13 protein-coding genes are annotated in these 19,271 nt (G+C 66.3%); 4 read left to right on the top strand and 9 right to left on the bottom strand.

Features of this window, described 5'->3' with window-relative positions:
• The 3 genes from BWQ93_RS08495 to BWQ93_RS08485 are packed head-to-tail and all read right to left on the bottom strand — an operon-like array spanning nt 1 to nt 4,155.
• On the bottom strand, nt 1-1,692 hold the full coding sequence (locus BWQ93_RS08495) for a class I adenylate-forming enzyme family protein (RefSeq protein WP_077030165.1): 1,692 nt from the start codon (nt 1,690-1,692) through the stop codon (nt 1-3).
• 1 nt (nt 1,693) lies between these two features.
• On the bottom strand, nt 1,694-3,190 hold the full coding sequence (locus BWQ93_RS08490) for a carotenoid oxygenase family protein (RefSeq protein ID WP_077030164.1): 1,497 nt from the start codon (nt 3,188-3,190) through the stop codon (nt 1,694-1,696).
• Nucleotides 3,187-4,155 (bottom strand): NAD(P)H-dependent flavin oxidoreductase, encoded by a 969-nt coding sequence (locus tag BWQ93_RS08485; RefSeq protein WP_083720757.1) that lies wholly within the window; start codon nt 4,153-4,155, stop codon nt 3,187-3,189. The genes BWQ93_RS08490 and BWQ93_RS08485 overlap by 4 nt, the downstream gene beginning before the upstream one ends.
• A gap of 115 nt (nt 4,156-4,270) precedes the next feature.
• On the opposite strand from BWQ93_RS08485, the gene BWQ93_RS08480 reads away from it, so the two are divergent.
• The gene (locus BWQ93_RS08480; protein ID WP_077030163.1) at nt 4,271-6,571 is read left to right on the top strand and encodes a TonB-dependent receptor; all 2,301 of its coding nucleotides are present in this window, start codon (nt 4,271-4,273) and stop codon (nt 6,569-6,571) included.
• 116 nt (nt 6,572-6,687) lie between these two features.
• Nucleotides 6,688-7,623: a winged helix-turn-helix transcriptional regulator gene (locus BWQ93_RS08475; protein ID WP_077030162.1), complete on the top strand. Its 936-nt coding sequence runs from the start codon at nt 6,688-6,690 to the stop codon at nt 7,621-7,623.
• Nucleotides 7,624-7,717: 94 nt separating this feature from the next.
• Here BWQ93_RS08475 and BWQ93_RS08470 read toward each other — a convergent pair whose 3' ends face one another.
• The gene (locus BWQ93_RS08470) at nt 7,718-9,352 is read right to left on the bottom strand and encodes a sulfatase-like hydrolase/transferase (protein ID WP_077030161.1); all 1,635 of its coding nucleotides are present in this window, start codon (nt 9,350-9,352) and stop codon (nt 7,718-7,720) included.
• A 134-nt stretch (nt 9,353-9,486) separates the two neighbouring features.
• Here BWQ93_RS08470 and BWQ93_RS08465 point away from each other — a divergent pair, with 134 nt between their 5' ends.
• Nucleotides 9,487-10,098 (top strand): TetR/AcrR family transcriptional regulator, encoded by a 612-nt coding sequence (locus BWQ93_RS08465; RefSeq protein WP_232314769.1) that lies wholly within the window; start codon nt 9,487-9,489, stop codon nt 10,096-10,098.
• On the opposite strand, the gene BWQ93_RS08460 is transcribed toward BWQ93_RS08465, so the two are convergent.
• Nucleotides 10,084-11,895, bottom strand: coding sequence for an arylsulfatase (locus BWQ93_RS08460; protein ID WP_077030159.1), 1,812 nt, complete (start codon nt 11,893-11,895; stop codon nt 10,084-10,086). The genes BWQ93_RS08465 and BWQ93_RS08460 overlap by 15 nt on opposite strands.
• Nucleotides 11,896-11,956: 61 nt before the next feature.
• A complete protein-coding gene (locus BWQ93_RS08455; protein ID WP_077030158.1) occupies nt 11,957-14,116 on the bottom strand; it encodes a S9 family peptidase in 2,160 nt (719 codons plus the stop codon).
• Nucleotides 14,117-14,354: 238 nt separating this feature from the next.
• On the opposite strand from BWQ93_RS08455, the gene BWQ93_RS08450 reads away from it, so the two are divergent.
• On the top strand, nt 14,355-16,562 hold the full coding sequence (locus tag BWQ93_RS08450) for a TonB-dependent receptor (RefSeq protein WP_077030157.1): 2,208 nt from the start codon (nt 14,355-14,357) through the stop codon (nt 16,560-16,562).
• Nucleotides 16,563-16,724: 162 nt separating this feature from the next.
• On the opposite strand, the gene BWQ93_RS08445 is transcribed toward BWQ93_RS08450, so the two are convergent.
• Genes BWQ93_RS08445 through BWQ93_RS08435 form a run of 3 tightly spaced genes read right to left on the bottom strand, consistent with a single transcriptional unit; the run spans nt 16,725 to nt 19,244 of the window.
• Nucleotides 16,725-17,729 carry a histone deacetylase family protein gene (locus BWQ93_RS08445; protein ID WP_077030156.1) on the bottom strand — a complete coding sequence of 335 codons (1,005 nt, stop codon included), beginning with the start codon at nt 17,727-17,729 and terminating at the stop codon, nt 16,725-16,727.
• Nucleotides 17,726-18,298 carry an FMN-binding negative transcriptional regulator gene (locus BWQ93_RS08440; RefSeq protein WP_077030155.1) on the bottom strand — a complete coding sequence of 191 codons (573 nt, stop codon included), beginning with the start codon at nt 18,296-18,298 and terminating at the stop codon, nt 17,726-17,728. Before BWQ93_RS08440 ends, BWQ93_RS08445 begins: the two co-directional genes overlap by 4 nt.
• The gene (locus BWQ93_RS08435) at nt 18,282-19,244 is read right to left on the bottom strand and encodes an alpha/beta hydrolase (RefSeq protein ID WP_077030154.1); all 963 of its coding nucleotides are present in this window, start codon (nt 19,242-19,244) and stop codon (nt 18,282-18,284) included. Before BWQ93_RS08435 ends, BWQ93_RS08440 begins: the two co-directional genes overlap by 17 nt.
• Nucleotides 19,245-19,271: the final 27 nt, after the last annotated feature.

Raw genomic sequence — 19,271 nt, 5'->3', positions numbered from 1 at the left:
TCAGGCTTCCTTTTCGAGAGTGGCGAGCGCCATGTCGCGGACTTCGCTGCGCATTACCTTGTTGGTCACGTTGCGCGGCAGCGCGTCGAAGCGGAACAGCCGTTCGGGCAGTTTGAACACTGCGAGATCATGGCCGCGCAGATAGTCGGCGACCTCGCCGATCCCGACATCGTCGGCGCCGCGGGGCACATAGGCGAGGCCGATGCGCTCGCCCATCGTCGGGTCGGGGAGCGAGAAGACGCATGCCTCGGCGAGCAGCGGGTGGCCGCCGAGCAGCTGGTCGATTTCCTCGGGCGAGATGTTCACCCCGCCGCGGATGATCAGGTCCTTGCAGCGCCCGACGAAGCGGTAGAAGTCGCCGCCCTCGGCGATCTCGAACAGGTCGCCGGTGCGGAACCAGCCGTCTTCGGTGAAGGCCTCGGCGGTGCGCTCCGGGGCGCTGTGATAGCCTTCGAACAGGGTCGGGCCGCGGATCTGGAGTTCGCCCGACACGCCATCGGCCTCGATCGGATCGCCGCCGCCGGGCGGAACGAGCCGGCTCTCGATATTGGGCGCGCGGCCTTCGCCATAGGGGCGCCGATAGGTGCCGCGCCGCGGAAACAGGCTCGCGCGCTTGTCGGGGTCGGGCATGTCGCCTTCGCCGGTGATGAAGCTCATCCCCTCGTTCGACCCGAAGACGTTGACGATGATGATGCCGAGCTTTTCCTGGAAACCGCGCACCATCGCGGGCGCGAGCGGCGCCGAGCCCGAGGCGATGACGCGCAGGCTGGAGAGATCGACCGAGGCGAGCAATGCCTCATTCTGGAGCAGCATGTTGAGCACCGCGGGCGGCGCGATCGTCAGGCTCGGCCGCTCGGTCGCGATCTGCTTGAGGTAGATGCCGGGATCGAAGGGGTGGTGCAGCACCATCGTCCCCGCGCTCGTCAGCCAGCACATGGTGATCCCGCCGATGCTCGCCATATTGATGAGCGGGAAGGGGTTGAGCAGCACATCGCCCGGCCCGACCTTCATCGCCTCATAACCCGCAGCAGCAACCGCGATCCAGTGATTGTGGCTGCGCGGCACGCCTTTCGGCACGCCGGTGGTGCCCGAGGTCCAGCAGATCGTGAAGATATCGTCGGCATCGACCGGGTTTGCCGCGACATGCGCGGCCAGCGCGTCGGCATCGCCGGTGGCGGTCGAGAGGTCGAGTGCGCCTGCGGGGGCACCGGGGCCGAAGGTCATCAGCGCGATGCCATCGAGCAGCGGCGCCGCCAACCCGACATGGTCGCATCCTTTCACCGTCGTCGCACAGACGAAGGCCTTGGGCGCGACCACCCCGATCATGCCTTTCAGCTCATGGCTACGATATTGCACCGCCGCCGGGCTCACGATCGCGCCGATCTTCGCCGCCGCGAAATAGAGTGCCACGAACTCGCTGATGTTGGGAAGCTGGACGAGCAGCACATCGTCCTTGCCGATCCCCGCCTCGACGAGCGCGCCCGCAAGCCGGTCGATCTCCGCCGCGAGTTCGGCATAGCTCAGCCGCTGCGGCTCGCCGAACGCGAAGTCGTCGCGGTTCGGCGCATCGACCAGCGCGAGCCGTTCGGGATGCGCTGCCGCATTAGCCGCGAACAGGTCGGCGAAGGTCTCGTCGCCCCACCAGCCACTCTCCCGATGTCGCCGCCGTTTATCCTCTCCCGCGACGATCATGTCAGGCGGCCAGCACGCTGTTTTCGCCCATGCCGATATCGTCGCCGCTAGCCCACACCGTGTGCGTGCCCGAGCAGATGCGTTCGGGCAGGATGATCCGGCACACCGGCCCCGCCGCGATATTCTTGGCGTCGATCAGCACGCATTCGGACGTATCGGTTTCGAGGTCGGCGATGAAGGAGACGAGATAGCCGTCATCCTCGTCCTTCGCATCGATCCGCGGCGCGAAGGGCGCCTCGCTGCCGAAGCGGCCGGGGCCGAACTCGTAGCTTTCGCTCGTCCGCGCATCCAGGTCGTGCTTCACCAGCCCGCGGAACAGGAACCAGCCGGGCTCGGGAATCGCGCTATAGGCGTAGCGGTACGGCTTGCCCGCATAGCGGTGGTTGAACATCCCGAACTCGAGATCGCGGTCATCGAGCCGCTCCTCGACCGTCTCGCCGGTCTTCAAATTGAAGCGCCAGCGGTGGAGCCGCGGCTTGAGCAACCCCTGGTCGAGATAGGCCATCATCCGCTCGAGCCCCTCGGGCGCGTTCGGATAGGATTTCGGCATCGGCTCTTCCTGATAATAGCCGTCGAGGATGATCTCGTCGCCTTCCTCCCACGCGTTGAGCCAGTGAAGCGTGTAGGTCGGCTCCGCCTCGAACCAGCGAATGTCTTCGGGCTGGCCGTGGCGCGGAATGATCGCAAAGCGCGTCTTTTCGTCGGGGTGGAACTGCACGACGTGCAGGTTCCGCTCGAGCAATTCCGCATTCCAGTAGAGCGGCATGTCGTTGAGGATCGTGTAATTCTTCGTGAAGGCCATGTCGTGCGGCAGCCGCGGCCCGGTGAGCGGGACGGGGATATAATGCTTGAGCTTGTTGTCCGCTCCGACGACGCCATAATGCATGAAAGGCGCGTGCTTCGAATAGTTGAAGAACATCAGCTCGCCGGTCGCGAGGTCGACCTTGCAATGCGCCGAAATGCCGTCGAGCGGCACCCAGCTTTCGGTGCCGAACTGTTCGAGCGTGAAGGGGTTGAGCCGATAGGCCTCGCCACATTGATAGAAGGTCGAGATGATCTTGCCCGCGTGGATCGCGACGTCGGTCGAGGAGGAATCCTTCAGCCATTCCTGCGCCCCCCAGCCGTGGCGCGTCGACTTGTGCGGCGGCTCCATCAGCCCCGCCCACAGCGAGCGCCCGGCTTCCTTCTCGGCCTCGAACCCCTTGGTGCGTACAAAGCGGCTGCGATAGCTCGCGCGGCCATCCTTGAACGAGATCGCATGGATGAACCCGTCGCCGTCGAAGGGATGATAACGCCCGATCGGCTCGTGGATCTGGTTCTCGCCGGTGCGCACATAGACGCCGTCGATATCGGTCGGGATCGTCCCGATCACCTCGACATCGCCATTGGCGAAGATCGCGTTCCACTCATTATAGGTCGGGCGCCACGCGTCCTTCATATAGGGGTGGTCGTTCGGCTGGATCGTGGTCTGGATCGTATCGACGAGCTCGGCGGTCATGCGGGGACTCCTTCGGCGGCAGCAAAGCGCGGCCTTGCGGCGGCGGCATCATATTCGGAAACGAGGCGATCGACGATGGTCGCGATGGGTTCGACGCCGCGCACCGCGCCGACACCTTGCCCGGCGGACCAGACATTCTTCCACGCCTTGGCATCGTCCTGCGCGTCGGAGAAGTTCGGGCGCTTGTCCTCGGGCATGTTCGCGGGGTCGTAGCCCGCGGCGATCAGGCTCGATTTCAGCCAGTTGGCGGTCACCCCGGTAATCCCCTTCGACGGCACGATATCCTCGGCGCCCGCGGCGACGACCATGTCTTTATAGCCGGGCACCGCCATGCTCTCGGCGCAGGCGATCAGCGAGGTGCCGAGATAGGCGAGGTCGGCGCCCAATATCTCCGCCGCGCGCACCGCGTGCCCGGTCGAGATCGCGCCGCCGAGCACCAGCGGCCCGTCCCAGAACTGCCGCACCTCCTCGACGAAGGCGAAACCCGCGGTGGCGCCGGTGTGCCCGCCCGCGCCCGCGGCGACGAGTATGAGCCCGTCGACTCCGGCGGCGGCGGCCTTGCGCGCAAACCCCACCGAATTGACGTCGGCGAAGACGAGTCCGCCATAGCTGTGGATTTCCTCGACCACCCGCGCCGGGCTGCCGAGCGCGGTGATCACCAGCGGCACCTTGTGGCGCACGACGCAGGCGAGGTCTTCGGGCAGGCGGCTGTTCGACGGATGCACCACGAGGTTGACCGCCCACGCCGCCGCATCGGGATCGTTCGACAGCGCCGCGTCGATCCGGCCCACCCAATCCTCGAGGTCCGCCGAGGTGCGCGCATTGGGCGCCGGGAAGCTGCCGATCACGCCTGAACGGGATGCTGCAATCACCATCTCGGGGCCCGAGACGAGGAACATCGGCGCGGCGATCGCGGGCAGGCGCAAATTGCGCGTCAACGCTGGTGGCAGGCCGCTTTTCGGCACTCTCGATCCTCTTCACATTATCTGACTTGCATAACGATACTTAAAGACGGTAAGAGTCGCAAGGCCAGAAAAACATCGCGGGGGTCGAACCGACGATGGTGGGAGGGAGACTATCATGAAGAAGCATTTCGTCGCGCTGCTCGCTGCATCGGCGCTCGCCAGCCCTGCAATCGCCTTTGCGCAGGACAGCGCGCCCGCTTCCGAAGCGACGGAGGACAATGGCGGGCTCGAGGAAATCATCGTCACCGCGCAGAAGCGCGCCGAGGGCCTGTCCGACGTGCCGATCTCGATCTCGGCGGTCAGCGGCAAGCAGATCGAAAATTACGGCCAAACCAACCTCGAACAGATTTCGTCGGCGGTCCCGAACCTCAAGATCACCCAGACCGCGATCGCCAACCGCATCGCGATCCGCGGCATCGCCTCGGGCGACAACAAGGGGTTCGAACAGTCGGTCGCGATGTTCGTCGACGGTGTCTATTACGGCCGCGACCAGCTCTCGCGCCTGCCGCTGATCGACATGGAACGCGTCGAGGTGCTGCGCGGACCGCAGCCCACCCTGTTCGGCAAGAATGCCATCGCCGGCGCGGTCAACATCACCACGCGCAGCCCGACGGATGAATTCGAAGGCTCGGTCTCGGGCCTCTACGAATTCAACCATAAGGAATTCCAGCTCAACGGCGTGCTGTCGGGGCCCTTGAGCGACGGTGTCGAGGCGCGCGTCGTCGGCTATTACCGCTCGATGGACGGCTATTTCTACAACACCAAGCTCGACCGCAACGAGCCCAATGTCGACGAGAAATATGTCCGCGGCAAGGTCGAGTTCGACCGGGGCGGGCCGCTCGCAGTCGAATTGAAGCTCGAATATGCCGACTTCGAGGCGAAGGGCCAGCCGCGCGACGTGTTCGGCGCGGTCGGCAATTACAACACGGTCTTCCAGGGGCCGTTCTTCGTGGATACGACCCCCGATTACGTCCGCGCCGACAACGGCTATCAAAGCCGCAACAAGGTGTTCGGCGCGACCTTGAACGCCGACCTCGAACTCGGCGACCATACTTTGACCTCGATCTCGTCGCTGCTCGACTACAAGACGCGCGAGATCGTCGACGTCGATTTCTCGGGCATCAGCTTCCTCGACGGCACCAATTTACGCGAGGATTACCGCCAGTTCAGCCAGGAACTGCGCTTCGCCTCGCCGGGCGGCGAGACCTTCGACTATATCGGCGGCGTCTATTACCAGAATGCCAAGCTCGACGTGCAGGACTTCACCCTGTTCAACCCGACCTTCCTCGCGCTGGGCCCGCCATTCAACGCGCTCGGCGACACGCGCAACGACCGCGACTACAGCCAGACCTCGGACCTGATCTCGGTCTTCGCACAGGGCCAGCTCTCGCTCAGCGACCGCTTCCGCATCACCGCGGGCGCGCGCTTCAACCATGAGAAGAAGAAGGGCAGCCGCACCCTCGCGATCGTCCAGGGCCCGCTCAGCACCGCCCCCGCGGCGGTCGTCGCCGCGGTGTTCCGCGCGCTCAATATCGAGGCGCACAGCGTTTCGGGCAAGCTCAGCGAGGACAGCTTCAACCCGATGGTCAACGCCCAGTATGACGTGACCGACGATTTGATGGTCTACGCCTCCTACGCCAAGGGAACCAAGGCCGGCGGCTTCGACATCCGCTCGAACTCGCTGCCGGGGTCGACCACCGTCGCCAAGCCCGGCGCGTTCGAGTTCCAGGACGAGAGCGCCGACAATTTCGAGGCGGGGCTCAAATACAAGGGCCGCGACTTCGCCTTCAACATCTCGGCCTACCGCACCAAATACAAGGACCTGCAGGTCAACATCTTCGACGGCACGCTGAACTTCAACGTCCGCAACGCCGCCGCGGCAAAGACGCAGGGGATCGAGGCCGACTTCCGCGCCGCGCTGACCGAGGGGCTCACGCTCAGCGGCGCGATCGCCTATCTCGACTTCGAATTCACCAATTTCACCGACGGCCAGTGCTTCTATCTCCAGACACCGGGCGCGAACGGTTTCTGCGACTATACCGGCAAGCGCAACGCGCTGACCCCCAAATGGTCGGGCAATCTCAACGTCGATTATTCGACCCCGGTGACCTCGGGCATGAAGGTCGCGTTCAACTTCAACGTCGATTTCTCCTCGGCCTATATCGCCGCGGCGAACCTCGACCCGCGGACGCGGCAGGACAGCTATGCCAAGCTCGGCGCCCGCCTCGCGCTCGCCGAGATCGATAATAAATGGGAAATCGCGCTGATCGGCCGCAACCTCACCAACCAGCGCATCCTGCAGACCGCGAGCTCGATGCCGCTCGCGACGACGATCACGCGCAACGCGGGCAACGCCTATAACGGCATCGTCGATCGCCCGCGCACCATCGCGGTGCAGCTGACGGGGCGCTTTTGAGGCGGCTCTCCCCAGGGAAGAGGGGGCGCGGGCACCGCTCCCTCTCCCGACCCATGCGCCTTGTCGTCGCCGGACCGCCGCGTTAGGGGCGGGGTGAAGCAAGGAATGGCGCGCCTTTGAAACACGACCGCACGATCAGGGCCTGTTCAATCTGGCGCGCACTCGACGTGGTCGGCGACGTGCCGGTGCTGCTGATCATGGAACAGGCGTTCCTCGGCACGCACAGCTTCGACGAGTTCGTCGCCCGCACGGGTCTCGCGCGCTCGGTGGTCAACGGCCGGCTCAAGAAGCTGGTCGACGAGGATTGCCTCGCCAAGAAGGCCAGGACGGGCGGCCGCGGCTTCCATTATGTGCTGACCCAGAAGGGCCGCGACCAGTTCCCCAACGCGCTGATGATGCTGCGCTGGCAGCATAAGTGGGAGGCCGCCGAGCGCGATTTCCAGGTCCGCCTGCACCACTCGACCTGCGGCCACGCGACCGAGCCGGTACCGGTGTGCGCACATTGCCATGCCGAAATCGACCCGCGCGACGTCGCCTGGCGCGAAGGCCCCGGCCTCGCGCAGGTGATCCCGCATTACGAGCGCCGCCGCTTCAACGGCGACGTGCGCCGCCCCGGCGGGCGCCCGCTGGTCGACACGATGATCGAGCTGTTCGGCGACCGCTGGGCGACGCTCGTCGTCCGCGCGATGTTCACGAGCATCAACCGCTTCGACGATATTCAGCGCGACACGCTGATGGCGACCAACATCCTGACCGGCCGGCTCGAACGGCTGGTGCGGCAGGGCATCTTGAAGACCATCCCCTATTCGGCGCACGCCGACCGCGTCGAATATCGCCTGACCGCCAAGGGCCGCGATCTCTACCCGGTGCTGCTCGCATTGCTGCAATGGGGCGACCGCTGGTTCGCCGACGAACGCGGCCCGCCGCTGCTGCTGACGCACAGCCCCTGCGGCCACGACCTCCGCATGATCGCCGCGTGCAGCCATTGCAGCGACGAACTGCAACTGGCCAACAGCGGGTTTACGATCGAGACGGTGGGCGAGGGCATTTGAAGCCCCGTCATCCCGGCGAAGGCCGGGATCTCGCCGTGGCGTCTCGATGCACGGTCGAGATCCCGGCCTTCGCCGGGATGACGATCATAAGACCTCAATTCGTCCAGTAGATATACTCCTGCCCGTCCTGCCACGGTGCGTTCGTCGGCACGTCGATGCGCACCGGCGCCTCGATCAGCCCCGGCCAGATCGGTTTCGCCATGCCCTTGTTCTGCGCATCGAGCATCGCCATCATCGCCGCAACGCGCGCAGGCTCGGCGGCGGCGAGATCATATTGCTCGGTCGGGTCGGCCGCGAGATTGTAGAGCCGGGCCTTTTCGGGCCTTTTGGTAACTTGCAGCTTCCAGTCGCCCGCGCGCACCGCGCGATAATCGCCGGAGCGCCAGAACAGGGCTGCGCGCTTCGCAGGCCCCGCCAAGATATCCTCGCTGTCGACCGTTCGCCCCGTCGGCAGCGCCGCACCCGCCGCCGCCGCGATGGTCGAGAAGATGTCGATATGCCCGGTCATGTCGGCGCGCGCCGATCCGGGCGCGATCTTCGCCGGCCAGCGCATGAAGAAGGGGGTGCGGATGCCGCCCTCGAAGAAGGTCGCCTTCCACCCGCGGTACGGCTTGTTGTGGTCGGCGATGCCCGTGTACCAGGCGCCGCCATTGTCGCTGGTGAAGATGACCAGCGTATTATCGTCGATCCCCGCGGCCTTAAGCTTCGCCATGATGTCGCCGATCCGCCGGTCGAGCTGCGCGATCATCGCGCCATAGACGCGCGTCTTGTGATCCTTGATCTGGGGCAGCTTCGCATAATCCTCCTTGGTCGCCTGCAGCGGCGTGTGCGGCGCGTTGAAGGCGAGGTATAGGAAGAAGGGCCGGTTCTTGTTCGCCTCGATCGCCGCGATCGCCTGATCGGCGAAATAGTCGGTCATATGCCCCTTGGGATGGAAACGTTCGCCGCCGTTGAAGGTCACCGCATGGCGCAAATTGGCCCACAGGAAGCGGTCGATCGGGTCCCACGGCAGCTTGGCGTTCACGGTATCCGGGTCGTCCTCGGGCAGGAACATCGCCGCGCCGCCCAGCACCGCCAGGCTCTCGTCGAAGCCCTGCGCGTGCGGTTGCAGCTTCGGCGCTTCACCGAGATGCCATTTGCCGATGTGCAGCGTATGGTAGCCCGCGGCTTTCACCGCTTCGGCGATGGTCACTTCGCTCGCGGGCACGCCCATGTCGGGATAGTCGGGGATGTCGGGGGTGATCAGCTCCTTGTGAAAGACCGCCTTCAGCGGCCCGACGCCGTCGCCATGCGCCATATTCTCCGAGAACTGCACCGGCACCGCGGTATATTCGAAGCCGAAACGCGTCGCATAGCGCCCCGTCATCATCGCCGCGCGCGACGGCGAGCAGGTCGCGTTGGCGGCATAGGCGGTGGTGAAGTTCATGCCCTGCCGCGCGAGCGCGTCGATGTTCGGCGTCTTGACGATCCCGCCCGCGACCCCGCCGCCGTTCAGGCTGATGTCGTTGATGCCAAGGTCATCGGCGACGATCAGGATGATATTCGGCCGCCGCTCGCCCGTCGGCGTCGCGGCGGGACCGGCAGCCCAAGCCACCGGCCGGTTCGGCTGCACCGGGTCGCGCCAGTCCTGCAGCAGACCGGGCAGGCGGAACTTGTTCGCCTCATAGGTCCAATAGCCCCCCGCCCCCAGCAGGGCGATGACGCCCGAAACGATCCAGCGCTTTTTCATCAATCCCCACCCATTTGGCCATTGCCACCGATATAATGGCACGATACGTGTCATTATATCGGTGCATGCGCAAGGGGCATGCTGCCATTGACCCCGGCGCCAAACCGGGCCAGCGACGTCTGATGGGAGCAAGGGTGGACTCGAAGAAGCAGGAGCCGGAGCAGCCGCGCGTCGATGGTCGCCGCGAGCGCAGCCGGTCGAGCCGCGCGCGCATCGTCGCCGCGATGCTCGACCTCATCGACCGCGGCGACCTGACCCCCAGCGCGGCGCGCGTCGCCGAGGAAGCGGGCGTCGGCCTGCGTACCGTCTTCCGCCAGTTCGACGACATGGACACGCTCTACCGCGAGATGTCCGCGACGATCGCGGCGCGCGTGCTGCCGATCGCCAACGCACCCTACGCCGGGCTCGACTGGCGCGACGATGTCCGCGATCTCGTCGGGCGCCGCATCCGCGTGTTCGAGACGATGCTGCCCTTCCGCCTCGCCGCGAACATCAAGCGCTACCAGTCGCCCTTCCTGATGGGGCAGTACGGCCAGGTCGTCGCGCTCGAGCGCGACTATGCGCTGCGCCTGCTCCCCGACGCGGTGCGCCTCGACAAGCTCAGCGTCGAGGGGCTGTGCGCCGCGCTGTCGTTCCAGACCTGGCGCGCGCTCCGCCACGACCAGGGTCTGACCGCCGAGGAAGCGGGCCGTGTCACCGCGCATATGGTCGAAACGCTGATGGCGGCGGTCTCAGACCCCGCCTGACGCCGCACGCAGCGCACGCCGCCGGCGCCGCCAGCCCCAGATCAGTCCCGCCAGCACCGCGATCCCGCCGCCCAGCCACAGCCCGGCCTTGATCGCGCGCTTCTTGCCCTGCTGTTCCCACGCATATTGGTTGATCTGCTCGTCGGCGGTGTAGCCCGCGGGCATGTCGAGCACGCCATTGTCCTTCGCATAGGCGCGGTAGTCGGCCATCATCGCCTCGAAGCGCGCGGGCTCTGTCCCCGACAGGTCCTTGGTCTCGCCCGGATCGCTCTTCAGGTCGTAGAGCCGCCACTTCCCGTCGCCCGTCGGCGCCAGGTTGCGCACCAGCTTGTAATCGCCGCGGAACAGCGCGCTGTTGCCCGACAGCTCATAACCCAGCGGATCGTCGCCATGCACGCTCCCCGCCGTACCGCCCAGCATCGGCACCAGGCTGCGCCCGGTCACCGGCTCGACCGCTTTGCCCTTCCAACTGCCGCCATGATCAGCGACCCCCGCCAGTTCGGCCAGCGTTGGCAGGATGTCGGTGACATGCGCCAGCCCGCCGTTCACCGCCCCGGCGCGAATGGTCTTGTTCCCCGGCCACGTCACGATCAGCGGCACGCGCAGCCCGCCTTCGGCCGCGCTGAACTTGTAGCCCGACAAAGGCGAGGCCCCCGCGCTCGCCCAGCCCGGCCCGATCGCGCCGAAACTGCCGCGCCGCCCGATATTGGCGGTCGACAGATCATATTGCATGTCCAGGAACAGCCGGTTGCGCAGGCTGTGGAACGGATCGGTCGGCTCGGCGCCATTGTCCGACAGGAAGACGAAGATCGTATTCTCATACTGCCCGGTGGCTTTCAGATGCGCGATCAGCCGCCCGACCTCGCGGTCCATCGCGGTCGCCATGCCGGCATAGGCCTGCATCACCCGCACCGCCGCGGCGCGCTCCTCTTCGCTCTGCTTCGCCCAGTCGGGGGTCGTCGCCATCGTGACCATCGGCGCGCCCGCGGGCACGATCCCCAGTGCGGCGGCGCGCTTCGCCCGCGCTTCGCGCAACCTGGTCCAGCCATCCTGATACATCGCCGAATAGCGCGCGATGTCGCTGTCGGGCGCCTGGATCGGGATATGGTTCGCCAGGAAGTTGGTCGATGCCAGGAAGGGCTTCCCGCTCGCGCGGTCGGCGTCGATATAGTCGATCATCTTCTGGACGACGAAGGTCGAGGAATAGAAGTCCTTGGGCAGCGTTGATGGCCGGCCGTTCTCGGTCCAGGCGGCGGTGTCGTACATGCCCTCGATCGGGCGCTGCTCGAAATTGTCGGCGCCGGCGTCGGCCAGACTGAAGGCACGGTCGTAACCGCGCGCCTCGGGCAACCGCGTGGCATCGCTCCCCAGATGCCATTTGCCGGTCAGATATGTGCGATAGCCCGCCGCGCCGAACAGCTCGGCGATCGTCACCACGCGGTGGTTCATCACCGTGTCGTACCCCGGCTTGCCGCGGTGCGCGTCGGGGATCGTCTCGGGCATGTTGCCCAGCCCGTTGCGGTGGTTCATCACTCCCGTCTGCAGCATCGCGCGTGTCGGCGAACAACTGCCCGCGACATGGAAATTCGAAAAGCGCATCCCCGCATAGGCGAGCGCGTCGATGTTGGGCGTCGCGAACTCGGCGCCGAACGCCCCGACGTCGCTGAAGCCCCAGTCGTCGGCAAGCAGGATGACGACGTTCGGGCGCTTCGCCGCGGCGTTCGGGGGCGGGGGCGCCGCCTGCGCGGGCGCCAGCAACAAGGCCGCCGCCAACGCGCTCGTTCCAAGCCTCTTCATCGCGCGAATCCTCCCCCCATCTATTGGCACATGCTATGCCAATAGATGGGGTTACGCAACGCTAACCCACGCAGCGCATCGCAAAGGCCCAGAACAGCGCATATTCGCGATATTCGCTCTTCAAATCGCCGCTGCCCTGATGCCCGCTGTCCATGTCGGTCAGCAGTAGCGCCGGATTGCCGCTCGTCGACTTGTGCCGTACCTCGGCGACCAGCTTCGCGGGCTCCCAATAGGACACGCGGTCGTCCTTCAGCCCCGCGGTGCACAGCAAAGGCGGGTAGGGCGCCGCGCGCACATTCTCATAGGGGGAGATCGAGGCGATATAGTCGTACGCGCGTTCCTCGGCGAGCGGGTCGCCCCAGTCGGGGCGGAACAGCGGCACCAGCGGATGCGCGGCGTCGCTCATCGTATTGAGCATGTCGACGAACGGCACCTTGGCGATCACGCCGCCCCACAGGCTCGGCGCGATATTCATGCTCGCCCCGACCAGGAGCCCCCCCGCAGACAGGCCGTAGGCGACGACCTTGCCCTTGGCGGTATAACGCTCATTCGCCAGATATTCGGCGCAGGCGACGAAGTCGGTGAAGCTGTTGCGCTTGGTGAATTTCCGCCCGCCGAGAAACCAGCGCCGGCCCTTCTCGGACCCGCCGCGCACATGCGCGATCGCGTATCGCCACCCCTTGTCGACCAGCGCCAGCGCTGGGATCGAGAAGAGCGGGTCGCTGTTTATGCCATAGGCGCCATAGCCATATTGCAGCAGCGGCGCCTTGCCGTCCTTGGGCGCCCCGCGCCGCGAGAGCAGGGTGATCGGCACCGTCTCGCCGTCGGGCGCCGGCGCCATCAGCCGCTCGACGACATAATCGTCGGGGTCGAAACCCGCGACCGCCTGCTCCTGCACGACCGTCTGCGTGCCGCTCTTCAGATCGACCGAAATCCAGCGCCGCGGCGATTTGGGCGATTCATGGACGATCAGCACCGCGGGCGCGGCATAATCCTGCTCGGCGGGCAGCTCGATCGCATAAGCGGGATCGTCGAACGCGATCTTGTCCGCGCTCCCGTCGGCGCGCTGGACCACAAGCTGGTGCAACCCCTCGACGCGCTCGAGCCGCACCAGCGCCGCCGCGAAGGGCTGCACCTGCAATATCGGCACCCCCGACCGGTGCGGCACCAAGGTCGCCACCGTCTCGAAACTTTTCGGATCGAGCTTCAGCAATTTCATGTCGAAGGCACCGTCCGCATCGGTCGCCGCGATCAGGCCGCCGTCCCACTCGTCGATCTCGTAGCGCACGCCCGACTTGCGCGGCCACACGACGCGCGGTTCGCCGCTCTCGTCGCCCGCCGCGACCAGCCGCACCTCGGCGGTCTCCGGTCCCGACAAGGTCAACGCGACAAAGCCGTCGGCGGCGGTGCGCTTGACCCCCATGAAGATCGCGGGGTCCTTCTCCTCATAAACCAGCGCCGTGGTCTGGCCGTCGAGCGACGTGCGATAGAGCCGCGTCGGCCGGTTAAGCGCGTCGCGCCAGATCCAGAACAGCCACTGCGACGAGGGCGCAAAGACCAGCCCGCCATAACCATAGGCGTCCTTTTCGACGAGCGTGCGGATTTCGCCGCTGTCGTTGTCGCGGATACAGATGCGGTGGCGGTCGTTGCCGATGACGTCCTCGGCCCAGGCGAACCAGCGCTGGTCGGGACTCGGCTGGTGCCCGGTGCTGCGATAATAGGGCTGGCCCGCGGCGCGTTTGGCTTCGTCGACCAGGGTCTCGATCGGGCCGTCGCCCTTGCGCCGGCTGTACACCGCATGCACCGCGCCCTCGGGGAGCGCCGACGAATAGGCCCAGCCGCCGCGGACGATCGCCGGCGCGGCGACGGCGCCCGCCGAGCGCGCGAGCATCGCCGCGACCAGCTCATCCTGCACGCCGCGCACGGGTGCCAGCACCGCCTCGGCATAGGCATTTTCGTCGCCCAGCATCTTCGCGACCGGCGCGGGCAGGTTGGTCCGCGTGCGTTCGCCCTCTGCCGGCAGGAACTTCATCCACGAATAAGCATCGTCGCGCGTGCGACCGAGTTGCTCGATGACATGCGAAATCCGCGGCGAGACCGGCGGCTTGACCGCGGGCCAGCGTGCGGTCGCCTTGGCCGAGCCGGGCGCGTGCGCGAGCAGCGCGAGCGACGCCGTGCCGGCCAGGAACTGCCGCCGCGTCGCCCCGTCCAAACCGCGCATATCTTTCCTCCCGTCCGATCGTCACCGGCATCCAGTCTATGGCTTGGCCTCTGGCTTACTGCGCCGATCAGGCCCGCCAATCCAGCGTTCGGGCAAATCGCCTGCGCCGCCCCCGCAGCGCGTCGCGCGGCGCTGGCCCGATAGGACGCGATTATGGCCCGACCCTCGCCGACACGCCGTTTGAACCTGATAGCTTCAATGTCGGAATTGCATCGCAGTCGCAATCAGGGAGGCAAGCATGTCCATTGCATCGGTAAAGCGGGTCGCATGGTGGGGGATTTCGGCGCTGGCACTCGGCCAGGCATCGTCGGCGATGGCGCAGGAGGCGGCCGCCGCGCCGACCGACGACAGCGAGATCGTCGTCACCGCCGCCAAGCGCGAACAGTCGGTGCGCGACGTCCCCGGCTCGGTGTCGGCGGTCAGCGAGGCGACGCTGCAGAAGCTCAACGCGCAGAGCCTCTCCGACTATATCACCCGCGTCCCCGGCGTGGTGTTCAACGATTACCAGCCGGGCGTCTCCGAAGTCGTGATCCGCGGCATCGCCTCGACCACCTATCACGAGGCTAACCAGGCGACGACCGGCTATTATCTCAACCAGGTCCCGCTGATCGAGCCCGGCTTTCCGCTCGTCATCCCCGACGTCGACAGCTTCGACGTCAACCGCGTCGAGGTGCTGCGCGGACCGCAGGGCACGCTCTTCGGCTCCTCCTCGCTCGGCGGCGCGATCAACTATGTGGTGAACGAGGCCGACCCCGGCGGCTTCGACGCGGGGTTCGAGGGCAATCTCTCCTCGACCAAGCGCGCGGGCGAGGTGAATTACGGCGTCAAGGCGATGGTCAACCTGCCGATCGCCACCGACAAGCTCGCGGTGCGCCTCGTCGCGCTCCAGCGTGTCGACGCCGGCTATCTCGACAACACCCTGCTCGGCGAGGACGGCAGCAACGATCTGCGCGTCCGCGGCCTGCGCGGCTCGATCGTCTTCACCCCGACCGAGACGACGACGATTTCGGCGCTCAGCATGTACCAGGAATATGATCTCGACGATCAGACCTATGTGATCTTCGGCCCGCCGAAAACCTTCGACCGCGCCACCAACGTCGCCGAATTCCAGGACACCAGCTTCATGCTCCACAGCCTGAAGCTCGAACAGGGCCTCGGCTTCGCGACGCTGACCGCGATCGGCAGCTATACCGAGAAAAAGGCCAATCTCGCCTTCGACAACTCGATCTTCGGCGGCAACGACCCGCGCACCGGCACCCCCGAACTCGCGAGCAGCAACGGCAAGTCGAAGACCGAATATGGCGAACTGCGGCTCGCGTCGCCCGACACCGGCCGCTTCCGCTGGCTGATCGGCGCCAATTACACCCGCCTGCGCTCGGCCAACACCGACGGCACCTTCATCGAGGGGATCGGGGATTATATCGACGCCAATCCGGGGCTGTTCGGCGGTCAGTCGGGCGACACGCTCGCCCCAGGCGATCTCGCGACGCGCACCGTCAGCAGCAACCGCGTCACCGAAAAGGCGGTGTTCGGCGAAGCCTCGTTCGACATCGTCGACGCGCTGACGCTGACCGTCGGCGGGCGCCTGTTCGAATATCGCTCGAGCCCGCGCCTGCAATATCTGCCCAACGCCAACCTGATCCCGCCCTTCGATTTCGCGCCGGGGACCAGCAAGGATTCGGATTTCATCCCGAAGGTCTCGCTGACGTACAAGCCCAACGACGACGTCATGGTCTATGCGCTCTATTCGGAGGGTTTCCGCATCGGCGGGATCAACGTCTATTCGGGAGCGGTGCCCGGTTTGCCGCTGACTTTCGAAAGCGACACGACCAAGAACTTCGAAGTCGGCACGCGCTTCGACCTGATCGACAAGACGCTCAGCGTCGACGTCACCGCCTTCCACATCGACTGGGACAATGTCCAGGCGCGCCTGTTCACCCCGACCACCTTCAACGCCTATACCGTGAACGGCGGCGGCGCCGACGTCGACGGGGTCGAGATCAGCCTGACGCTGCGTCCGACGCGCAATCTGACCTTTGCCTCGAACGTCACCTACAACGACGCGCGGCTGTCGTCGCTCCTGCCCGACAGCTTCGCGCCGGGTGGCGGCTATGCGAAGGGCACGCAACTGCCGGGGGCGTCGGACTGGATCCTCGCGAACAGCATCGACCTCAATTTCCCCGACGCGCCGATGAAGCCGCGTTTCGGCATCGCGCACCGCTATATGTCGGCGGCGCCGGTGGCGTTCGGCGCGGCGCTCGAGAAGGGTGACTATCACATCGTCGATCTCAACGCCTCGGTGACCGTCGCCGAGCGGGTCGAACTCGGGCTGTTCGCGAAGAATCTGTTCAACCAGTACGGCATCCTGAACGCGCCCTTCTCCTTCGCCGGCTCGGTCACCCGCCCGCGTACCTTGGGCGCAACGCTGCGGTTCAGCCTGAATTGAGGTGCAAGATCCTCCCCATCGCGAAGCGTTGGGGAGGGGGACCGCGCCCGGAGGGCGTGGTGGAGGTGTCGAAAGGTTGCGCCGACGCCTGACGGCGTCGACCCCTCCGTCAGCCTTGCAGGCTGCCACCTCCCCACCGCTGCGCGTGGGGAGGATCGTATTTTAAAACCCCGACAGAAACGCCGCGACGTTCGCCCCCAGGTCGCCGACGGCATAACCGCCCTCCATCACGATCAAAGTCGGCAGCCCAAGCCCCGATATCGCCCCCGCGATCTCGACATAATCGGGCCGCTCGAGCAAGAAGTTCGAGATCGGATCGCTGCTGTGCGTGTCGGCCCCGAACGAGACGATCAGGCATTTCGCGCCCCAATCCGAAATCGCCGCCAGCGCCCTATCCAGCGCCGGCCGGTACGCCGCCCCATCGGTCCCGCGCGGCAGCGGCAGGTTCAGCGTCGCCTCTTCGCCCGCCCCCTCGCCGCGCTCGTCGGCGTGGCCCCAATAGAAGGGGTAGTCGGTCGCCGGATCGGCATGGATCGACGCGAAGAAGACGCTCGCATCGTCGTAGAAGATGTCCTGCGTCCCGTTGCCGTGGTGATAGTCGATGTCGAGGATCGCGACCGGCCCCAGTCCGAGCGCCTGCGCACGGCGCGCCGCGATCGCCGCGTTGTTTAGGTAGCAATAGCCGCCCATATAGTCGCGCCCGGCGTGATGCCCCGGCGGCCGGCACAGCGCGAAGCTATGCTTGTCGCCCGCGGTCAGCCGCTCGAGCGCGGTCAGCGCGCATTGCGCCGACCAATAGGCCGAGGTCCAGGTCCCCGCCGCGATCGGGGTCGAGGCGTCGAAGCTGTAGAGCCCGATCTCGGCATCGATCCGCGCGAATTTCAGCGCCCGCCGCCGCACCACCGGAAAGCTGTAGCCGATCGCATCGCCGCTGCGCCCCGCGGCGACCCAGCCGTCGTACGCGCGTTCGAGGAATGCCAGATAGTCGGCGTCGTGCACCGCGCGCAGCGGCTCCATCCCGAAATCGCGCACCGGCTGCCAGTCGTCGAGCGCGCCGACGATCGACCGCGGCCGCTCGACAGTCTCGGCATAGGGCACGAACTCGCCATTGTGCAGCTCGCGCTCGGGCGCATGCTCGGCCTGCCGCTCGTCGAAGAAAAGCTTCACCTCTGTCCCTCCATCCATTCGGCCAGCACCCGGTTGGGATGCCCGGCGACGATCTCGGCAAAGCCTTCGGCGCTCTCGTCCTGCCCCAGCTTATACGCCGGCTCGGCGGACCGGACATGCGCCCGGAACGCGACGATATGCGTCAGCATCGTCTCATAGCGCGGCCCGACCCGCTCGGTCGACCAGTTGCCATGCTCCATTGCATCGACCAGCCGCTCGATCGCCTCGCGCGTCTCACCTTCGACCAGCTCGACCTCGACGCGGTAGCGCAGCACCGCATAATTCCAAGTCGGCGCCCAGTCGGGCTTCGACAGCAGCGACGGCGAGACATAGCCGCGCGGTCCGTTGAACAGGATCAGCCCCCTGGGATCGGTCCGAAAATCGGCCACGAGCGGGTTGTTCCGCGCGCAATGCCCGAACAGCGACACGATCGCGCCGTCGGCGCCGGTTTCGGCGAGCAGGGGCAGGGGGCTCGCGTTGAAACTCGCGGACACCAGCCAGCCGAGCGGATACGCGGCGATCAGCCGCGCGGGATCGCCCGCGTGGCGCGGCTCAAAGCGCCCGGCCATGCCCGACCGTCTCGCCGATCCACGCCGCCTGCTCATCGAGCGCCCGCCGCGCGAGCGAGGAAATCGACATCGCCTCGAGGAAGCTGTGCGTCGCCCCGGCATAAGTCTCGGTGCGCACCGGCACCCCCGCGCCGGATAGCTTCGCCGCGAACGCATCGTTGCAGTCGGCCAAGATGTCGCACTCGGCGATCGCGACGAACGCAGGCGGCAGCCCCGCCAGATCGGCATGCAGCGGCGCCACCAGCGGGTCGTTCAGCTGCGCCGGACCGTCGACATAATTGTCCCAGAAGATATCCATCTCCTCGACCTCGAGCGAAAAGCCCTCGCCATAGCGGGCATAGCTCGGCAGGTGATCGGGTGCAAAGGCGCCGTAATTGAGCACCATCCCCGCGGGGAGCGCCTTGCCCTGGTCGCGCCGCAGCAGGCACGTCGCGACCGACAGGTTCGCTCCCGCGGAATCTCCGCCGATCAGCACGCGCTCCGCATCGATCCCCAAAGCCTCGGCATGGGCGACGATCCAGTCGAGCACCGCCGAACATTGCTCCAGCGCCACCGGGAATTTATGCTCGGGCGACAGGCTGTAGTCGATACCGACCACCGCGATCCCGGCGCGCGCCGCATATTCGCGCATCAGCCGGTCGTGCGTGTCGATGCTGAACAAAGTCCAGCCGCCGCCATGGAGATAGAGCATCACCGGTAGCGCGCCGTCCGCCACCGGGCGGTGCAGCCGCAGCCTTATGCCGTCCACCGCGATGTTGCGGCTTTCGGCCATGATCGGGCCAGCCTCGCGCCATGATTGGCGCACCCGCTCCGCTATATTGCGCCGGGTCGCCATGTCTGCCCCCGGTACGCCATGCTCGGCATAGGCCGCGTTGATCGCATCGACGAAGCGGCGGATCTCGGGGTCGACCATATCGTCCTGCATGGCGTCCAAGTCCTTCGACATATTGGCATTCCTTCCCGAATAGTCTTT

Source organism: Sphingopyxis sp. QXT-31, from assembly GCF_001984035.1.
Classification (GTDB): Bacteria; Pseudomonadota; Alphaproteobacteria; order Sphingomonadales; family Sphingomonadaceae; genus Sphingopyxis.
This window is presented reverse-complemented; position numbering and strand designations above follow the sequence as displayed.